Annotated in this window: 17 protein-coding genes; 5 read left to right on the plus strand and 12 right to left on the minus strand. The window is 56.6% G+C overall.

What is annotated here, in order from left to right:
- Positions 1-25: 25 nt before the first annotated feature.
- Positions 26-355, plus strand: coding sequence for an Hpt domain-containing protein (locus tag GS630_RS04115; protein ID WP_171178630.1), 330 nt, complete (start codon positions 26-28; stop codon positions 353-355).
- Here GS630_RS04115 and ilvA read toward each other — a convergent pair.
- Positions 352-1,578, minus strand: coding sequence for a threonine ammonia-lyase IlvA (ilvA, locus tag GS630_RS04120; protein ID WP_171620413.1), 1,227 nt, complete (start codon positions 1,576-1,578; stop codon positions 352-354). The genes GS630_RS04115 and ilvA overlap by 4 nt on opposite strands.
- Before the next feature lie 57 nt (positions 1,579-1,635).
- The gene (locus GS630_RS04125) at positions 1,636-2,403 is read right to left on the minus strand and encodes a hypothetical protein (RefSeq protein WP_171234647.1); all 768 of its coding nucleotides are present in this window, start codon (positions 2,401-2,403) and stop codon (positions 1,636-1,638) included.
- A gap of 141 nt (positions 2,404-2,544) precedes the next feature.
- On the opposite strand from GS630_RS04125, the gene GS630_RS04130 reads away from it, so the two are divergent.
- The 3 genes from GS630_RS04130 to GS630_RS04140 all read left to right on the plus strand — a co-directional run bounded on the left by GS630_RS04130 (position 2,545) and on the right by GS630_RS04140 (position 4,569).
- Positions 2,545-3,771 carry an argininosuccinate synthase gene (locus tag GS630_RS04130; protein ID WP_171620415.1) on the plus strand — a complete coding sequence of 409 codons (1,227 nt, stop codon included), beginning with the start codon at positions 2,545-2,547 and terminating at the stop codon, positions 3,769-3,771.
- A 32-nt stretch (positions 3,772-3,803) separates the two neighbouring features.
- Positions 3,804-4,208 carry a DUF1810 domain-containing protein gene (locus GS630_RS04135; protein ID WP_171620483.1) on the plus strand — a complete coding sequence of 135 codons (405 nt, stop codon included), beginning with the start codon at positions 3,804-3,806 and terminating at the stop codon, positions 4,206-4,208.
- Positions 4,209-4,287: 79 nt separating this feature from the next.
- Positions 4,288-4,569 (plus strand): SCP2 sterol-binding domain-containing protein, encoded by a 282-nt coding sequence (locus tag GS630_RS04140; protein ID WP_171620417.1) that lies wholly within the window; start codon positions 4,288-4,290, stop codon positions 4,567-4,569.
- A gap of 2 nt (positions 4,570-4,571) precedes the next feature.
- Here the strand turns inward: GS630_RS04140 and GS630_RS04145 are convergent, their stop codons facing one another.
- The 8 genes from GS630_RS04145 to GS630_RS04180 form a co-directional block, all read right to left on the minus strand.
- Entirely contained in the window at positions 4,572-5,498 is a 927-nt protein-coding gene (locus GS630_RS04145; protein ID WP_171178641.1) for a 3-hydroxyacyl-CoA dehydrogenase NAD-binding domain-containing protein, read from the minus strand.
- Positions 5,498-6,238 carry an SDR family NAD(P)-dependent oxidoreductase gene (locus tag GS630_RS04150; protein WP_171620419.1) on the minus strand — a complete coding sequence of 247 codons (741 nt, stop codon included), beginning with the start codon at positions 6,236-6,238 and terminating at the stop codon, positions 5,498-5,500. The genes GS630_RS04145 and GS630_RS04150 overlap by 1 nt, the downstream gene beginning before the upstream one ends.
- Entirely contained in the window at positions 6,238-7,656 is a 1,419-nt protein-coding gene (locus tag GS630_RS04155; protein ID WP_171620421.1) for a gamma-aminobutyraldehyde dehydrogenase, read from the minus strand. The genes GS630_RS04150 and GS630_RS04155 overlap by 1 nt, the downstream gene beginning before the upstream one ends.
- 12 nt (positions 7,657-7,668) lie before the next feature.
- Positions 7,669-8,598 carry a 3-keto-5-aminohexanoate cleavage protein gene (locus GS630_RS04160; RefSeq protein WP_171620423.1) on the minus strand — a complete coding sequence of 310 codons (930 nt, stop codon included), beginning with the start codon at positions 8,596-8,598 and terminating at the stop codon, positions 7,669-7,671.
- Complete coding sequence (locus tag GS630_RS04165) at positions 8,595-9,389, minus strand: SDR family NAD(P)-dependent oxidoreductase (RefSeq protein WP_171178650.1); 795 nt, start codon at positions 9,387-9,389, stop codon at positions 8,595-8,597. Before GS630_RS04165 ends, GS630_RS04160 begins: the two co-directional genes overlap by 4 nt.
- Positions 9,386-10,921 carry a choline-sulfatase gene (gene betC, locus GS630_RS04170; RefSeq protein ID WP_171620425.1) on the minus strand — a complete coding sequence of 512 codons (1,536 nt, stop codon included), beginning with the start codon at positions 10,919-10,921 and terminating at the stop codon, positions 9,386-9,388. The genes GS630_RS04165 and betC overlap by 4 nt, the downstream gene beginning before the upstream one ends.
- Entirely contained in the window at positions 10,918-12,057 is a 1,140-nt protein-coding gene (locus tag GS630_RS04175; protein ID WP_171620427.1) for an SRPBCC family protein, read from the minus strand. The genes betC and GS630_RS04175 overlap by 4 nt, the downstream gene beginning before the upstream one ends.
- Before the next feature lie 140 nt (positions 12,058-12,197).
- The gene (locus GS630_RS04180; RefSeq protein WP_216599783.1) at positions 12,198-13,214 is read right to left on the minus strand and encodes a GlxA family transcriptional regulator; all 1,017 of its coding nucleotides are present in this window, start codon (positions 13,212-13,214) and stop codon (positions 12,198-12,200) included.
- A 181-nt stretch (positions 13,215-13,395) separates the two neighbouring features.
- On the opposite strand from GS630_RS04180, the gene msrA reads away from it, so the two are divergent.
- Complete coding sequence (gene msrA, locus GS630_RS04185; RefSeq protein ID WP_171620429.1) at positions 13,396-14,067, plus strand: peptide-methionine (S)-S-oxide reductase MsrA; 672 nt, start codon at positions 13,396-13,398, stop codon at positions 14,065-14,067.
- Here msrA and GS630_RS04190 read toward each other — a convergent pair.
- Together GS630_RS04190 and GS630_RS04195 are read right to left on the minus strand one after the other, a co-directional pair.
- Positions 14,064-14,936, minus strand: coding sequence for a ribokinase (locus tag GS630_RS04190; protein ID WP_171178668.1), 873 nt, complete (start codon positions 14,934-14,936; stop codon positions 14,064-14,066). The genes msrA and GS630_RS04190 overlap by 4 nt on opposite strands.
- Positions 14,937-14,939: 3 nt before the next feature.
- Positions 14,940-17,195 (minus strand): NADP-dependent malic enzyme, encoded by a 2,256-nt coding sequence (locus GS630_RS04195; protein WP_171178670.1) that lies wholly within the window; start codon positions 17,193-17,195, stop codon positions 14,940-14,942.
- Positions 17,196-17,228 lie beyond the last annotated feature (33 nt).

Genomic DNA, 17,228 nt, shown 5'->3' on the forward strand with positions numbered 1-17,228 from the left:
AAGGTTAAATGGCAGGTATCTCACAATGATCCACTGGGACAGAGTCAGGCAATTGCGGGACGAAGTTGGCCCAGATGAATTTGACGAGGTGGTCGAGATTTTTCTGGAAGAGGTGCAAGAGGTTATCGCGCGTCTGCATCACGATACCAACCGAATCGAATTGGAACAGAACCTTCATTTCCTGAAAGGCAGCGCTCTCAGCCTTGGGTTCGATCAATTCTCGAAACTCTGCCAGGATGGCGAACGGCAGGCCGCGGCAGGTCAAGGCGTAGAAGTTGATCTGCCGGCCCTGCTGGCGCTTTTTGACAGCTCGAAACTCAAGTTCGAAGCAGAGTTGCAACAGAATCTCTGCTAGATCACAAACTGCGCCAGGGTCTCGTCCTCGGTGATGTCTGTATAGGTGAACCCGGCCTCATCCAGATGCGCAAACAGGCGCATGAAGTTTTCAGGTTTGCGGGTTTCAATCCCGATCAGGACCGAGCCGAAATTGCGCGCTGATTTTTTCATGTATTCAAAGCGGGCGATGTCGTCTTCGGGGCCAAGAATGCCAAGGAACTCTTTCAACGCACCGGGGCGCTGCGGCAGGCGCAGGATAAAGTACTTTTTCACCCCGGAATAGCGCTGCGCGCGTTCTTTGACCTCGGGCAAACGTTCGAAATCGAAATTACCGCCGGACGTCACGCAGACTACGGTCTTGCCGCGCACAAAGCTTTGGACGTCCCCCACCGCCTCAATCGCCAAAGCCCCAGCCGGTTCAAGCACGATGCCTTCGACATTCAACATTTCAATCATGGTGGCGCAGATACGGTCTTCGGACAGGACCAGCACATCCGACAGATGCCGCGACTTGAGCAGTTCGAACGGTTTCTCACCAATTCGTCCGACCGCCGCCCCATCGACAAAGGTATCCACATGATCCAGCGCAACGGGATGCCCTGCCGCCAATGCAGCACGCAGACATGCGCCCCCAGCGGGCTCGACAAACAAGCAATGACTGCGATCCCCGAACCACGTCGCCACGCCCGAGGACATGCCGCCACCGCCCACCGGCAATACGACATGATCTGGCACCCCGCCCAGTTGCTCTTCGATCTCAACCGCCAATGAGGCCTGACCTTCGATCACATCCGCGTCGTCAAACGGCGACAGGAAATGCCCGCCCTGCTGCGTACACCACGCTTGGGCAGCGGCCAGCGTGTCATCGAAATAGTCTCCGGTCAGGTGAATCTCGATATTTTCGCCGCCAAAGATACGAGTCTTTTGGATTTTCTGCTGTGGCGTCGTGACCGGCATGAAGATCACGCCCTTGACCCCCAGATGCTTGCACATGAAGGCCACACCCTGTGCGTGATTGCCCGCGCTGGCACAGACAAATAGGTCCTGCCCCTGCTGCTTGCGCATCGCGTTGAACGCGCCGCGAATCTTATACGACCGCACCGGGCTCAGGTCTTCACGTTTGAGCCAAATGTCCGCGCCATAACGGTCGGACAGATGGGCATTCCGCTGCAAAGGCGTTGCAGGAAACACAGAGCGCATCGCTTGTTCTGCGGCGCGGGCGCGGGTCATGAAATCAGTCATGTCCGCCTCACTGCCGTATCACCGCGATAAGGGCAAGGAATACATATGTGTACGGGCTCAGGACAGCTGGCGCTTTTCGAAAAAGACACCGTACATGGTGGTAAAGATGCTGACATTGATCATCGGAAGGATGAGCGTGCCGAAAAACACGGTCAGCAACACTCCCACAACCGGAATAATCGCCAGAGCGGTGAAAACCAATTGCACCAGAACCTGGAACAGGAACGCAACAACCAGCAACACCAAAATAGAAGGGCCGACGCCAGTTGTGTTGCTCCAAGCGTCTTTTAGTGAGATCGGGCTTCCAATTGCAGCCGCCGGAAGAATTATGGAAAGGCGGAAGAAGCAAATGACCAGAAAAACCGTGTAGGAAATCAAAACAATAAGGGAAAGCAACGCAAGGCTTTCGCCCAGAACCGCAACAACCAAGCTCATGGGGATAAATGCGATTGCCATTAGAATTCCCAGCATGAGAAAACGACCGAAGTAGGCTAGAATCCTGTCGAAACGGAATGTTGGAAGCACTCCCGTAGGATACTCCTCTAAAAGAATGAAACGGTGCCATGACACGGCAATCCAGAACATGGTGCCCAACAACACTACCAGCAGGACGAACATAAAGATCAAGATTGACCCGGCAGTCGTGCCCGGAGGTAATTCGCCAGCATTTTCGTCAAGCGCCTCAAGCGGAATACCAAGGGCCAGAAACAAAGCCACAATTGCGATAGTCGCAATCACCGCAGGCCCAACCGTGATTTGCAGGACCTGTTTCAGGTTACCAAACACCATCCGCACTGAATGAACGAAAATTTGCCATCCCAACATCCGAAAACTGCCCCTTCAACCAAACATTGTTTTAATTGCGTATGTTTCACCCCAATTCCCGCTCTGCGTCAATCCACACAGCTTGCCCCCGAGTTCAAAACCCGTTAGGGGCCAATCGTTCTACGCATAAAGGGAAGTCAGATGTCCGCGCCCAAGAAAGTTGTTCTGGCCTATTCCGGTGGCCTTGATACCTCGATCATTCTGAAATGGCTGCAGACCGAGTATGGTTGTGAGGTCGTGACCTTCACCGCCGATCTGGGTCAGGGTGAGGAGTTGGAGCCCGCCCGCCAAAAGGCTGAACTGCTGGGGATCAAGCCCGAGAACATCTATATCGAGGACATCCGCGAAGAGTTCGTGCGCGACTTTGTCTTCCCGATGTTTCGCGCCAATGCCGTCTATGAAGGGCTGTATCTATTGGGCACGTCGATCGCGCGCCCTCTGATCTCGAAACGCCTGGTTGAGATCGCCGAGGCCACCGGTGCCGATGCTGTTGCGCACGGCGCGACCGGCAAGGGCAACGATCAGGTTCGCTTTGAACTGGCAGCTTATGCCCTGAATCCCGAGATCAAGGTGATTGCGCCCTGGCGTGAATGGGACCTGACCAGCCGCACCAAACTGCTGGAGTTTGCGGAACAGAACCAGATCCCGATTGCCAAGGACAAGCGCGGCGAGGCTCCGTTCTCGGTCGATGCGAACCTGCTGCACACCTCGTCCGAGGGCAAGGTTCTGGAAGACCCTGCCGACATGGCGCCTGACTACGTCTATCAGCGCACCGTCCATCCCGAGGATGCGCCAAACGAGCCCGAGTTCATCGAGATCGGCTTTGAAAAAGGTGACGCGGTCAGCATCAATGGCGAAGCGATGAGCCCGGCCACCATCCTCACCAAGCTGAACGAATATGGCGGAAAGCACGGCATTGGCCGTCTGGATCTGGTCGAAGGCCGCTTCGTGGGCATGAAGTCGCGCGGCATCTATGAAACACCCGGCGGCACCATCCTGCTGGAAGCGCATCGCGGGATCGAATCCATCACCATGGACCGCGGCGCGATGCACCTGAAAGACCAGCTGATGCCGCAATATGCCGAGCTGATCTATAATGGCTTCTGGTATTCGCCCGAGCGTGAGATGCTGCAAGCCGCCATCGACAAATCGCAAGAGCATGTCACCGGCACCGTTCGTGTGAAACTGTACAAGGGTCTGGCCTCGACCGTAGGCCGCTGGTCGGATTACTCGCTGTACTCCGAGGCGCACGTGACCTTTGAGGAAGACGCTGGTGCATACGATCAGACAGACGCAGCCGGTTTCATCCAGCTGAACGCACTACGCCTGAAACTTCTGGCCGCACGCGACAAGCGTTTGTCCAAGTGATCGACGAAGACGATAACGACGACGAACTCGATATGTTCATCGAGGCGCAGGACACGGTTTGGGCCGATGTCCTGCGTGAATTGGAACAGGGGCAGAAAACCAGCCACTGGATGTGGTTTGTGTTTCCGCAACTGGCCGAGCTGGGCCAATCTCATATGGCGCAGCTTTACGGCATCGAAGATCTGGACGAGGCAACGAGCTATCTGAACCACCCTGAACTGCGCCGTCGGCTGACGGAAGCAGCGTCGCTGATGCTGTCGCACAAAGGGCGAGATGCGGCTGACATTCTGGGTGGGGTTGATGCAAAGAAGCTTCGATCTTCGATGACGCTGTTTTCTTCTGTCGCTGATGCTCCGGTCGAATTTCAGGCTGTTCTCGACGCCTTTTATGATGGTCATGCCTGCGATCGCACAACGCAGATGCTTGGTGCGTCATAAAGCCAAGCTCCCGTTGGGTCAGCCTTGCCTGCGCGCCGTCTGACCCTTTACGCATTCGGAAACTGCGAAAGGAACCCGGATGCTTGAAGACATCGCTGATGGAATTCAAAAGGGCCTGAACGGCAAAACCTTTGATGGCTCGTTGAAATTCGACTGTGGCGCATACGGGGTGATTGTTCTGGCCGACAATCAGGCCACGACGCAGGATCAGGACACGGATTGCACCATCCGTATCTCACAAGACAACCTGACCAAGCTGCTGACAGGGAAACTGAACCCGATGACGGGTGTCGCTATGGGCAAGCTCAAGATTTCGGGCAATATGGGCGTCGCGATGAAGCTGGGTCAGCTGCTCGGCTAAACTCAGCGCAATTCTGCAATGGATTTCTGCATTGCCAGAATCAACGCATCCCGTTGCTCGGACAGCTCGGCTTGGGTTTTCCCTGCGGCCTCAGCCATCACACCTTCTGTAAGCTGCTGGGCGACATCATCAGTCAAATAGACCTGACCCAAATCATCCCACCATCCATTGAACGTATCGGTGAAATGGTCGCAAAAGGCTTTCAACCCACCCTTGCCAGCGCCGAGGTTGAATAACATGGTCGGCCCCATCGCCGCCCACCTTACACCCGGTCCTGCCCAGACGGCTTTGTCCACATCTTCGACCGACGCAACACCCGACACCACAAGATGAATGGCTTCACGCCACAAAGCAGCTTGCAACCGGTTTGCTACATGGCCGGGCACCTCTTTGTTGACCCGGATCGTGGTCTTACCCACGCTTTCATAAAACGCCTGTGCCGCATCAACCACACCATCGGAAGTTTTCTCATTCCCCATCACCTCAACCAGCGGGATTAGGTGCGGTGGGTTGAAGGGATGTCCCAAAACAAAATGCGACGGGTCAGACCATCCAGGCTGCATTTGGCCAAGTGTTAGACCCGATGCAGAGCTGGCGACGATTGCGCCCTTGGACAAAGCAGGCTCAATCTCGGCAAAGGTTGCATGTTTTATCTGCAAACGCTCAGGCACATTTTCCTGAACAAATCCCGCATCAGCCACTGCGGCAGCAGCGCTGGAATGAAACGTGATGGCGTCCGGGTTTCCATTCTCCGTCAAGCCCAGCGCACCAAGGGTCGACCATGCATTCTCTACATACTGGCATACTTTCCTTTCGACGTTCGGGTCAGGATCAAAGAGGGCAACAGAACGCCCGGATGCCAGAAAAAGAGCTGCCCAACTAGCGCCAATGACGCCTCCGCCCAAGCAGGCCGTGTGTTGTATTTCCATCAGAACAATCCCGGGTTCAAAGGTGAAGCTGCTGTCATACCACCATCCAGGGTGAAAAGCTGACCTGTGGCAAAGCTTGCCTCATCCGAAGCCAGCCAGACCGCCATGCTCGCAATATCCTCGGGTTTCCCAAAACGACCTGCAGCATGGCGGGCAATCGCATCCTTGTGCGCGGCATCAGGGTCATTGGCCAACTCGAACGCGGCGTCCAGCATTCCTGTTTCAATCCATCCGGGGCAAATCGCGTTGCAGCGGATCTTTGGCCCGTGATCGACCGCAATAGAACGGGTCAAGCCATGCACAAATGCCTTGGACGCGTTGTAAAGCGCCATGGACGGATCAGCGGTATTCCCGGAAATAGAGCCTATATTAATGATCGCAGCGCCCTCATCCATCCGAGGTATGTAAGCCCGGCACATATTGAAGACGCCCTTGCAATTGGTGCCAATCACAGCTTCCCAATCCGCGTCCGAACTGTCTGGAACAGTCTTTTCGACCTGCACACCAGCATTATTCACCAGAATGTCGATGCCGCCTGCGGCCTCGGCCAACGCTTCGACAGCGTCCGTGTCCGTGACATCCAGCGGATACCAGATGATGTCGTCAGCCAACCCATCAGGCCGCGCCCCGCGTCCACATGTCGTCACTGTCGCGCCTTCACGGCGAAAGGCTTCGACTATTCCTCGGCCAATGCCTTGCCGCCCACCTGTCACAAGCGCTCTTTTCCCAGCCAACCGCATCAGTGTGCCACCATCACATGGCGCACGGACGTGTAGGCATCCAGCGCATAAACCGACATGTCACAACCCGTGCCTGATCCTTTCATCGCAGCCCAGGGCATTTCCGCCGCTGGCATTCCGTGCGTATTCACCCAGGTCATGCCGTACCGCAGCCGCGCCGCCATTTTCATCGCGGTCGAGACATCCTTGGTCCAGACAGACGACGCCAACCCGTACCGCCCCGCGTTTGCAATCCGAAGGGCTTCGTCCGCCTCGGTAAATCGCGACAGAGTCACGACCGGGCCGAACACCTCGCTGCACGCGATCTCAGCGTTATTATCCACATTTGCGACGACGGTCGGCTGATAGAAGAACCCTTCCCCCTCACCAACCTTGCCACCTACGGCGATTTCAGCGCTGCTGCGGGCGCGATCGACAAATCCGGCGACCCGGTCGCGTTGGGCGGTTGATACGATGGGCCCCATTTCTGTACCATCGGCCTTTGGCGCACCGATCCTGATCTGAGCAACCTGATCAGCGACGGCAGCAACCACTTTGTCGTATACATCATCCTGCACCATCACCCGACAGGGCTGAGCACAATCCTGACCTGCGTTGAAGAACGAACCGTATCGGATCGTCTCGGCCACGGCGTCGATATCAGCATCATTGAACACGATGACCGGTGCCTTGCCCCCCAGTTCCAGATGCACATGGCGGATCTGGTTGGATGCAGCGCGCATCGCGGCCATTCCGGTCGCAGGTGAGCCGGTGATGGAAATCCCCTCAATCCGTGGGTCATTGATCAGGCTGTCACCAACCGACATGCCCCGACCATGGACCACGTTCAACACACCTTTGGGCAATACATCTGCCAGCAACTCTGCCAGCCGCAGAGTGGCCAGCGGCGTGATTTCGGACGGTTTCATTACAATGGTGCAGCCCGCCGCCAGAGGCGCAGCGATCTTCCATGCCGCCATCATAAGCGGATAGTTCCACGGTGCGATGGACGCCACGGGGCCAATCGGATCCTTTCGGATCATCGACGTGTGGCCCGCAGCGTATTCTCCGGCCACTGACCCGCTTATCGTGCGTGAGGCACCGGCCATGAAGCGGAAAGTGTCGATGGTCAGAGGCATCTCTTCATCGCGGGCCATCGGCCACGGCTTGCCGACGTCCAGTGTCTCTAACTCGGACAATTCATCTGTATTTTCTTCCATTACATCCGCAATCGTATGCAGATATCCCGACCGCTCGGCGGGCGTGACAAGCCGATAGGTGTCAAAGGCTTCATGGGCAGCACGTGTTGCGGCTTCGATCTGCTCGGGCGTTGCCTCGGGCACATGGGCTACTGTCTCGCCGGTGGATGGATCCAGAACGGGCAGAGCATCGCCCTGACCCTCAACCATCTCTCCGTTAATAAGCATCTTCGTCTGCATATCTTTCCCCCGTCAAAAAGCGGTCTGGTCGTTGCCCTTCAGGCCCAAACGTTGGCGGGCCTCGTCCGGTGTAGCGACCGTCAGGCCAAGATTTTCGATGATTGAGCGAATCTTGCGGACCTGATCAGCGTTGGACTTCGCCTTTTCGCCGGGCCCGATGTAAAGGCTGTCTTCCAGCCCAACCCGCACATTGCCACCAAGAATCGCGGCCTGTGTCGTGAAGGCCATCTGGTGGCGACCTGCGGCCAGCACCGACCATTCATAGCTATTTCCAAACAACTTTTCGGCAATTGTGTGCATGTGCATCAAGTTATCGGGGTCGGCACCAACACCGCCCAGAATCCCAAAAACCATCTGGATGAAAAATGGCGGCTTTACCCAACCCTGATCCACCACCCAAGCCAGGTTGTAGAGATGTCCCAAATCGTAGCATTCGAATTCGAATTTCGTGCCGTGACCTTCGCCCAATTCCTTCATCGCATATTCGATATCAGCAAACGTGTTGCGGAAAATGAAGTCGCGGGTCATGTCCAGAAACTCGGGTTCCCAGTCATGTTTCCAGCCTGAATATTTCTGCATCATAGGGAAGATGCCGAAGTTCATCGAGCCCATGTTCATGCTGGCCATTTCGGGGCTGGCCCGTAATGCCGCACGCAGGCGTTCTTCGCGGGTCATGCCCAACCCGCCACCGGTTGAGACATTCATCACAGCACCGGTTGCTTGTTTGATGCCGGGCAGGAACTGCATGAAAAGGTCAGGGTCCGGATCTGGTCGACCGTTTTCCGGATTGCGGGCATGAAGATGGATGATCGCAGCCCCGGCCTCGACGGCACCAATACTGGCCTCGGTGATTTCGTTTGGCGTGATGGGCAAGTGTTCTGACATGGTCGGCGTATGAATCCCGCCAGTCGGAGCACATGTAATGATGACCGGTTTGCTCATAGCTTCATCTGCTGGACTTGTGCGCTCAGCCCTCCGTCCAGAACCCAAAGTTGACCGCTGGCATATCGAGCCTCGTCCGAAGCCAGCCAATTCACCAGATTCGCGATGTCGTCGGGCGTGCCATATGTGCGCATCGGGTGCACATCGCGCACGGCCTGCTGCAACTGGTCGATGGTCTTGCCGCCACCGCCCGAGCCATCGCCGGTGAAAAAGCTCTGCAACATGGGTGTGTCGACATAGCCGGGGCATATGGCATTCACACGAATACCTTCCGGTCCATGATCACACGCCATTGCACGCGTCAGTGCATGAACAGCACCTTTGGTCGCGCAATAGGCGGCAAGGCCGGGGTCCGCAATGAACCCATCGTAACTCCCGAAATTGATGATCGAGGCTGACGTTCCCGACGTGGCCCCTTTGCGCAACAGTGGCAACGCGTGTTTTGAGGTCAAAAACGTGCCGTTGACATTCACAGCGAAGGACTGGTTCCATTCCTCCAACGTGGTCTGTTCGATAGTTTTCTCGATCTCAATACCAGCGGCGTTGACCAGAATGTCCAATTGGCCAGCTTCCGCACCAACCTGTTCCATCGCGGCAATCGCATCAGCTTCTTGCGTGACGTCCAGTTTCACAAAGATGCTGCCGTCGTCATCATGGGCTGACAAGGATCCTTCGGGCGTCAGATCAGCCGCATAAACCAGTGCGCCTTCGCGCAGAAAACGCGCCACGATCGCGCGCCCGATCCCGCCGCGCCCACCGGTTACAAGCGCTGTTTTGCCGTCCAGCATCATTCTTTGGTCTCCTTCAATGGCGGATAGCGATAGCGAGTCGCTGCAACCGTCCAATCCATGTGATTGCGTACATATTCCTGCGTGGCGTCTCGTGGCGGGGTGTAGTCCCAGGCCTCTCCGGCACCCGCCTCCATCGCGGCGTGCAAGGCGCGCCGGGACTTTTGCGTTGCAATGACGTCCGCACGCAGGCTTTCGCTGTTCCAACGTCGCGCCACGTCTTCAGCAAACTTTGCGGAATGTTCAGCGTAAGCCGGGTCATCGACCACATTCACCTTTTCCAACGGATCCTTGGACAGGTCGTAAAGCTGAGGTGGGTCCGGGTCGCAGTGAATATACTTCAACGGCCCGCGTCGGATCATGAATACCGGATAAGGCGTCATCTCGGCGCAATATTCGCCGATGGCTTCATCCACAGGGTCAGCTTCTCCGCGCGCAAGCGGCATCAAGGATCGGCCATCAATCGGCTCCCCGAAGATCGCGTCAGAACCGCTGGCGATGTCCACAAATGTCGGCAACAGGTCGAGCAGGGAACAGGCGTTGGCAGCACAGCCTTTGGCAACACCGGGACCCGCCATGATCAGCGGCACACGGGCCGAGTGTTCAAAGAAATTCATCTTGTACCACAACCCACGCTCACCCAGCATATCGCCGTGGTCTGCGGTGACGATGACGATGGTATTGTCTAACGCGCCGATGTCTTTCAAAGCTTTGACCATCGCGCCGACCTTGCTGTCAAAGTAACTGACATTGGCCAGATAAGCGCGACGCGCGCGGCGGATTTCTTCCTCGTTCAGAGGGACATAGCTTGCCTCGATCCCATCCATCACGCGACGTGAGAACGGGTCTTGCTCTTCGGGCGTCAGTGTAAATTCCGGCATCGGGACGTCTGCGTCGGAATACAGGTTCCACCACTCGGGCTTGGCGACATAGGGGTCATGCGGATGGATAAAGCTGGCCACCATACAGAACGGAGCATTGTCCCCAGCCGCCCGATCGCGGCCCCTGTCGATCAACCAGCGACGCGCGGCAAATTCGACCTCGTCGTCATAATCCGTCTGGAAGGTGGCGACCGCCTCACCGCTTTCCTTGACGGTTTGCATGTTGTGATACCACTTGTCGATCCGCTCGTCCGGGGCTTCCCAGTCCGGGGTCCAGGCAAAATCGGCGGGGTAAATGTCGGTTGTCACACGGTCCTGAAACCCGTGTTTCTGGTCTGGCCCAACGAAATGCATCTTGCCCGACAGGCAAGTCCGGTAGCCCAGCGCCTTGAGGTAATGCGCAAAGGTCGGGACCGAGGCACGAAACTCGCTGGCGTTGTCATATGCCGCGATGCGACTGATCAGCTGCCCGGACATGAACGCAAATCGCGACGGCGCGCAAAGGGGTGAGTTGCAATAGGCCGCGTCAAATCGCATCCCGCGCGCGGCAAGCGCGTCGATGTTTGGGGTCTTGACCGTTGGATGGCCGTAAGCACCGCAAAAATGCGGCGCCAGTTGATCGGCCATGATCACAACGATGTTGGGCTGTGTCACGGCGCAGCCTTTGCATATGCATCCAGTACAAGCCCATGGAAATGATGCACCGCATGTTCCGATTTGCCCGAGCCATTGGGATCATGCACGATCCGGCCTTGCGTAAAGGCCGGGGTGCTCATACCGCGCTGTACGCTTTCGACAATGTCGATGTCTTCGCGTTGCAGAACCTCATCAAGATAGCGGATGGCTTCCAGTTCGGCTTCGTCTGGTTCCGGGGTCTCAAGGAAGAAATCATAGGTTTCGAGCGTCCGGTCAGGACCAATCGGGATAATATTCAGCACGATCATCGAAGACCGCCCCGGATAGCGCATCAAACATGTCGTGGGCCACAACCACCAAACTGCATGGGTTCGTACTGTGGCATTGGACACGTCATAAGCGGTGTTAGCACCCTTACCCGCCTCGGCCATATGGCTGGAGTAGATGCCGTATGTGGTCACCTTGTAGGTGTCCATATCGACCAGATCACAGAAATCCTTGTGCGCTGTCGGGCAGTGGTAGCATTCAAGGAAGTTATCGACGACGTTCTTCCAGTTCGACTTGATGTCATAGGTCAGGCGATGACCAAATGTCAGCTGCTCGATATCCGGTGCCCAATGGCGGATTTCGGTTTCGAGATTCCCGGATACTTCGCGTAAAGGTGCCGCGTTAGGATCTAAGTTGACGTATATAAACCCGGCAAACTCTTCGACCTGTACTTGGTCCAGGCAGATATCCGATGTTTTGAAATTAGCCAGGTTCTCGGTCTCGGGCGCGCGCACCAACTGGCCGTCCAGTTTGTAGACCCACGCATGATAAGGGCACATGATACGCGTGGTTTCGCCCTCGCCCGACAGCAAATGATGGGCCCGATGTTTGCAGACATTATAGAACGCACGCAATGTGCCCTCGCGGTCGCGCACGACAGCAATCGGACGTCCGGCGATTTCGACGGTTGTGTATGACCCTGGAACGCGCAGCTTTTCAACGTGGCACACCCATTGCCAGGTCTTGGCTAGCACTCCGTTTTGATCGACCTGATACCAGGACGGATCGACATAGGCTTCGGCCTTCAGGGAACTGGTATTGAAGGGATCGGTGCTAAAACCATCGGAAATCCGCTCGAACTTGGTTTTGGACGGCAGCTGGCTCATGGGTGGCTCCACAGCTGAGGGGCAGGCTTTGCCCCAATGATTGACGTGTGGCGGGTATGATCTTCTGAGTCTTGGTTCGCCTCTTAACTTTTTTCGCCTTATTGTTTTCAGTTTTGGCCAACTTGATGATCCCGATGGCGTCAATCTTTGGGCTTGCGATGCATCGGCCAGGCGCGGAACTCGAATGGAACCCTGCCCTCGACCCGGTCGCGCGTCGGGGGCAGGCCAAATCTTTCTTTATAAGCCCGGCTGAAATGCACCGGGCTGGAAAAGCCCGACGCCAGAGCGACCTCTGCAATGGGAAGCTCAGTCTGCGTGACCAGGCCACGTGCCCGATCCAAGCGAATGTCACGATAGTAAAGCGCGGGCGTTTTTTTGATGTAGGTCGCGAACAGCCGATCCAGTTGGCGATGAGAGATTCCCGCGCGTTTGCAAATCTGGGGAACGGGAATGGGCTCCTCAAGATTGGCCTCCATCACCTGAATCGCCGTTTTAAGCTTGGCGGGCACTGTCGTTCCCAAAGGCTCGGTTCCTTGGGGTTGCTGTTGTTCCGTGGGGCCGCGCAAACGATCGTGAAAAACGTATCTGGCCGCTGCATTGGCAAGGGCGCTGCCATGTATCCCCTGAAGAATCTGCAGGCCAAAGTCAGTTGCTGCAGACCCACCGCAACAGGTAAGCCGATTGCCGTCCATAACATAAAGATTCTCAACGACCTCGACTTCCGGATAAAGCTCCTGCAAGGCATCGATATGCTCGTAATGAACGGTGGCGCGCCGTCCGTTCAATAACCCGGCCTGCGCCAATATAAAGGCGCCGGTATCCAATGCGCCCAAAGTCGCGCCGCTGCGCGCAAGTTGACGCAAAGCTGTTCCCAGTTTGGATGTCAGGTGCCGTTCTGGTGTCCAACTGGAAGAGACAATGGCAATATCAGACTCGGTGAACGAAAGCGCGTCAAGCGGTTGAGTTTCAATGCCAGCACCGTTGCTGGACACACAGAAACCGCCTGCTTCTGATACGAAGTCCCATTTGAAATAAGGTTTTCCATCCAGATAGTTGGCAGCACGAAACGGATCTATGAATGCCATGGTTGCCGCCATATTGAAGCTGGGCGCAACTATGACCAGCACGCGCGTCGAAACCTGCATCTCCTGTGTCATCGATCCTGAATCCAAGCTTGCATCACCACATCTCAGAAAAGGTCTTTTGACTGCGATACACAAGGTTTCTTCGGACTTGGCTGAAGTTGATAAACTCGCCTCACCAGCGCGTGACATGGGATGTCAGGCAATTGCATGTTGATCCAAGTCGGGTCACCTTGGTCGTGAAAGGAGACCTGACATGACACGGACTGCTTACCTCGACACGCTTAAACCAGCCCTTCTGTTCACGCTGATCGCACTGGCGGCGATGCTGCGCGCTTTGCCTGCGCCCGCGGCGGGAACAGAAACTCTGACAGTAGCCGGAGGATGTTTCTGGTGCGTTGAATCTGATTTTGAGTCTGTCCCCGGCGTCATCGAGGCTGTTTCAGGCTATACCGGCGGCAAATCAGCAAATCCCACTTATGATCAGGTCACAAAAGGAGGAACCGGCCATTATGAAGCGGTTCAGATCACGTTCAATCCAGCTCAAATCTCACGTGAAACGCTTCTGAACATGTTCTTCCGCTCGGTCGACCCCACAGATGCCGGAGGTCAGTTCTGCGATCGCGGTGATAGCTATCGCACTGCGATTTTCGTCTCTAACACAGGGGAAAAAGCTTTGGCCGAGAAAGCAAAAGCAGATGCGCAGCGGGCCCTGGGCCAGACAGTGGTAACGCCGATCCTGAGCGAAGGAACTTTTTACCCAGCCGAGGCGTATCATCAGGATTACTACAAGGGGAACAAACTGATTTTGACCCGCTTCGGGCCGAAGCGACAGCACAGCGCATACAAAGCTTACCGCAAAGCCTGCGGCCGTGACGCGCGCGTCAAACAGCTTTGGGGTACTGACGCGCCGTTTGTTGGATCTTAGTCAAAGGACGCGTCGCGCACCTCTTTCAAATCGGGGATAACATCAGCCGTTCCGTGCCGCGTGACCATCAGGGCCGCGGCGCGGTTTGCTTGCAGAATAGCCTGTTCCATCGGCATTCCACGATCCATTCCTGCCAGTACATAGCCGGTGAAGGTATCGCCTGCCCCTGTTGTATCCACCGCTTGCACCTTATGTGCCGCAAACTCGACCGGTTCGCTGCCCTGCTGTAAATACCGCGCGCCCTTTGAGCCCAGCGTGACGATGACGTGCCGCACTGGCAAATCAGCGGCGCTTAAGCCGGTTTCTTGGCGCAATTGTTCAGCTTCGACCTCGTTGAGGATCAGGAAATCCAGATAGGGAAGAACCGCCTTCACAGCCTCTGCCTGAAACGGCGCTGCGGCGTAACACACGGTTAGCCCCAGCCGGTGCCCCAGTTGCGCAGCTTCCACTTGTGCGTTGGTTTCATTCTGAAGGATCAGCAGATCGCCCGTGTTTGCTGAGGATAGCGCTTGTCCCAGATCGCTGACCTCTAACGCATGATTGGCACCGGGATACAGGATGATCAGATTCTCGCCCTCAGCATCCACCGCAATGATCGCGTGTCCGGTTGGCAAATCGACCTCTGAGATAAAGCGTGTATCCACGCCATATTCCGTCAATCGATCCTTCGCCCAGCGCCCATCCTGGCCAACAGCACCGATATGGCTGACGCGCGATCCGGCCCGAGCCGCAGCCACCGACATGTTGGCCCCCTTGCCGCCCAGAAACCGATCCAGTCCAAGGGCGGCCAGAGTTTCCCCCGGCGCAGGCAGATGCGGCAGGTCATAGACCATATCCGCGTTGATCGAGCCGAGGTTCCAGATTGTCATGTCTTATCCGATGTCGCACGAGGCCAGAATGGCCATGTTTAGAATGTCATTGGCGGTCGCAACGGTCGAACAGATTTGAATCGGTTTGTCGATGCCTGACAGAATCGGACCAATTACAGTTGCACCACCCATTTCTTGCATCAATTTGGTCGAGATGGAGGCCGAGTGCCGCGCCGGAACAATCAGAATGTTCGCCGGACCGGTCAGACGCTGGAAGGGATAGGTAGCCTGCTGATCAACGTTCAACGCCACATCCACGGTCATCTCGCCTTCGTATTCAAAGTCAACACCGCGCTGGTCCAGCACCGTCGGAGCCACGTGCATCTTTTCGGCCCGTTCGGACACCGGGTAACCAAAAGTCGAGAAGCTGACGAAGGCCACCCGGGGCTCCAGGCCCATGTGACGCGCAACCGCAGCCGATCGTTCAGCAATGTTTGCCAGGTCATTCTCATCCGGCCATTCATGAACCAGCGTATCGCCAATCAGAACAATCCGGCCCTTGTGCAAAAGGGCGGTCACACCAGCGGCCCCACGCGCTGCATCGGCATCAAACACGTGGTTGATCCGATCCATCACATGCGCCGATTTGCGCGTCGCACCCGTAACCAGCCCATCCCCATGGCCATGGGCCAGCATCAATGATGAAAACACGTGCCGATCCCGCGCGGCGAGGCGGTGAATGTCCTTTCGGTCGAAACCCTTGCGCTGCAAACGGTCGTAGAGGAAATTCGAATAGCTCTCGAGATGCGTTGTGTTGGCGGCATTCACAACCTCCAGCTCACGCACAGCGTCACCCAAGCCCGCTTCTTCCAGCTTGGCCCTGACCTCATCGGCGCGACCGACCACCAGCGCCTTTCCGAAGCCGGATCGTTGGTACATGACCGCAGCGCGCAGCACCCTTGGATCATCACCTTCGGCAAAGATCATCCGGCTTTGTGCCTGACGCGCACGGGCGTTCAAACCGCGCAGGATGCTTGCGGTCGGATCCATGCGGGATTTCAGGCTCAGCTCATAGGCATCCATGTCGATGATCGGGCGCCGCGCCGCACCGGTGTCCATCCCGGCCTTGGCAACGGCTGGCGGGATACGGTGGATCAGACGTGGGTCGAACGGTGTCGGGATGATATAGTCGCGCCCGAAGGTCAGAGATTTGCCATAGGCCATCGCGACCTCGTCCGGCACATCCTCGCGCGCCAGATTAGCCAACGCATGGGCGCAGGCAATTTTCATTTCGTCATTGATAGCGCGCGCATGGATGTCCAATGCGCCCCGGAACAGATAGGGGAAGCCAAGTACGTTATTGACCTGATTGGGATAATCGCTGCGCCCGGTGGCGACGATGGCATCAACGCGGACTTCGTGTGCTTCTTCCGGAGTGATCTCGGGGTCAGGGTTCGCCATCGCAAAGATCACTGGGTTGTCCGCCATGCTGGCGACCATCTCTTGCGTGACCGCACCCTTGACCGACACGCCCAGGAACACATCCGCGCCCTTCATCGCATCTTCCAGCGTACGCAAATCTGTAGAGATGGCATGCGCGGACTTCCATTGGTTCATACCCTCTGTACGGCCCTGATAGATCACGCCTTTGGTGTCGCACACGATGCAGTTCTCGTGCCGCGCGCCCATCGCCTTGAGCAACTCGATACAGGCGATCCCTGCCGCACCCGCACCGTTCAGGACAATCTTTACATCCTCGATCTTCTTACCCGAGATTCGCAGTGCGTTCAGCAAACCCGCCGCGCAGATCACCGCCGTGCCATGTTGGTCATCGTGGAAGACTGGGATATCCATCTCTTCCTTCAGGCGCTGCTCGATGATGAAGCATTCAGGTGCTTTGATGTCTTCCAGGTTGATCCCGCCAAAGGTGGGGCCCATCAGGCGTACCGCACGGCAGAACTCATCCGGGTCTTCGGTGTCCAGTTCGATATCGATCGAGTTCACATCAGCGAACCGCTTGAACAGGACGGATTTCCCTTCCATTACCGGCTTCGAGCCCAGCGCGCCAAGATTGCCCAGGCCCAATACGGCGGTACCGTTCGAGATCACGGCGACCAGATTACCTTTGTTGGTATAGTCATACGCGGTTTCGGGCGCTTCGGCGATGGCTTCACATGGAACAGCAACACCGGGGCTATAAGCCAGCGACAGATCACGCTGCGTGGTCATGGGCACGGTGGCTTGCACCTCCCACTTGCCGGGGGTCGGGTCCAGGTGAAAGGCCAGTGCTTCTTCTTTGGTGATCTTCGCTTTGGGCATGGAATTGGTCGTTTCTTTACAACTGCGGGACTT

This window comes from Ruegeria sp. HKCCD7303, from assembly GCF_013111185.1.
In the GTDB taxonomy this organism is placed as follows: domain Bacteria; phylum Pseudomonadota; class Alphaproteobacteria; order Rhodobacterales; family Rhodobacteraceae; genus Ruegeria.

What these genes read in the sequence shown, in the direction of transcription:
- ilvA (WP_171620413.1), bottom strand. Translation starts at nt 1,578, where the DNA reads ATGACTGATTTCATGACCCGCGCCCGCGCCGCAGAACAAGCGATGCGC.
- GS630_RS04135 (WP_171620483.1), top strand. Translation starts at nt 3,804, where the DNA reads ATGTTCATCGAGGCGCAGGACACGGTTTGGGCCGATGTCCTGCGTGAA.
- GS630_RS04165 (WP_171178650.1), bottom strand. Translation starts at nt 9,389, where the DNA reads ATGATGCTGGACGGCAAAACAGCGCTTGTAACCGGTGGGCGCGGCGGG.
- GS630_RS04180 (WP_216599783.1), bottom strand. Translation starts at nt 13,214, where the DNA reads ATGACACAGGAGATGCAGGTTTCGACGCGCGTGCTGGTCATAGTTGCG.
- msrA (WP_171620429.1), top strand. Translation starts at nt 13,396, where the DNA reads ATGACACGGACTGCTTACCTCGACACGCTTAAACCAGCCCTTCTGTTC.
- GS630_RS04190 (WP_171178668.1), bottom strand. Translation starts at nt 14,936, where the DNA reads ATGACAATCTGGAACCTCGGCTCGATCAACGCGGATATGGTCTATGAC.
- GS630_RS04125 (WP_171234647.1), bottom strand. Translation starts at nt 2,403, where the DNA reads ATGTTGGGATGGCAAATTTTCGTTCATTCAGTGCGGATGGTGTTTGGT.
- GS630_RS04145 (WP_171178641.1), bottom strand. Translation starts at nt 5,498, where the DNA reads ATGGAAATACAACACACGGCCTGCTTGGGCGGAGGCGTCATTGGCGCT.
- GS630_RS04115 (WP_171178630.1), top strand. Translation starts at nt 26, where the DNA reads ATGATCCACTGGGACAGAGTCAGGCAATTGCGGGACGAAGTTGGCCCA.
- GS630_RS04195 (WP_171178670.1), bottom strand. Translation starts at nt 17,195, where the DNA reads ATGCCCAAAGCGAAGATCACCAAAGAAGAAGCACTGGCCTTTCACCTG.
- GS630_RS04140 (WP_171620417.1), top strand. Translation starts at nt 4,288, where the DNA reads ATGCTTGAAGACATCGCTGATGGAATTCAAAAGGGCCTGAACGGCAAA.
- GS630_RS04150 (WP_171620419.1), bottom strand. Translation starts at nt 6,238, where the DNA reads ATGCGGTTGGCTGGGAAAAGAGCGCTTGTGACAGGTGGGCGGCAAGGC.
- GS630_RS04175 (WP_171620427.1), bottom strand. Translation starts at nt 12,057, where the DNA reads ATGAGCCAGCTGCCGTCCAAAACCAAGTTCGAGCGGATTTCCGATGGT.
- GS630_RS04130 (WP_171620415.1), top strand. Translation starts at nt 2,545, where the DNA reads ATGTCCGCGCCCAAGAAAGTTGTTCTGGCCTATTCCGGTGGCCTTGAT.
- GS630_RS04160 (WP_171620423.1), bottom strand. Translation starts at nt 8,598, where the DNA reads ATGAGCAAACCGGTCATCATTACATGTGCTCCGACTGGCGGGATTCAT.
- GS630_RS04155 (WP_171620421.1), bottom strand. Translation starts at nt 7,656, where the DNA reads ATGCAGACGAAGATGCTTATTAACGGAGAGATGGTTGAGGGTCAGGGC.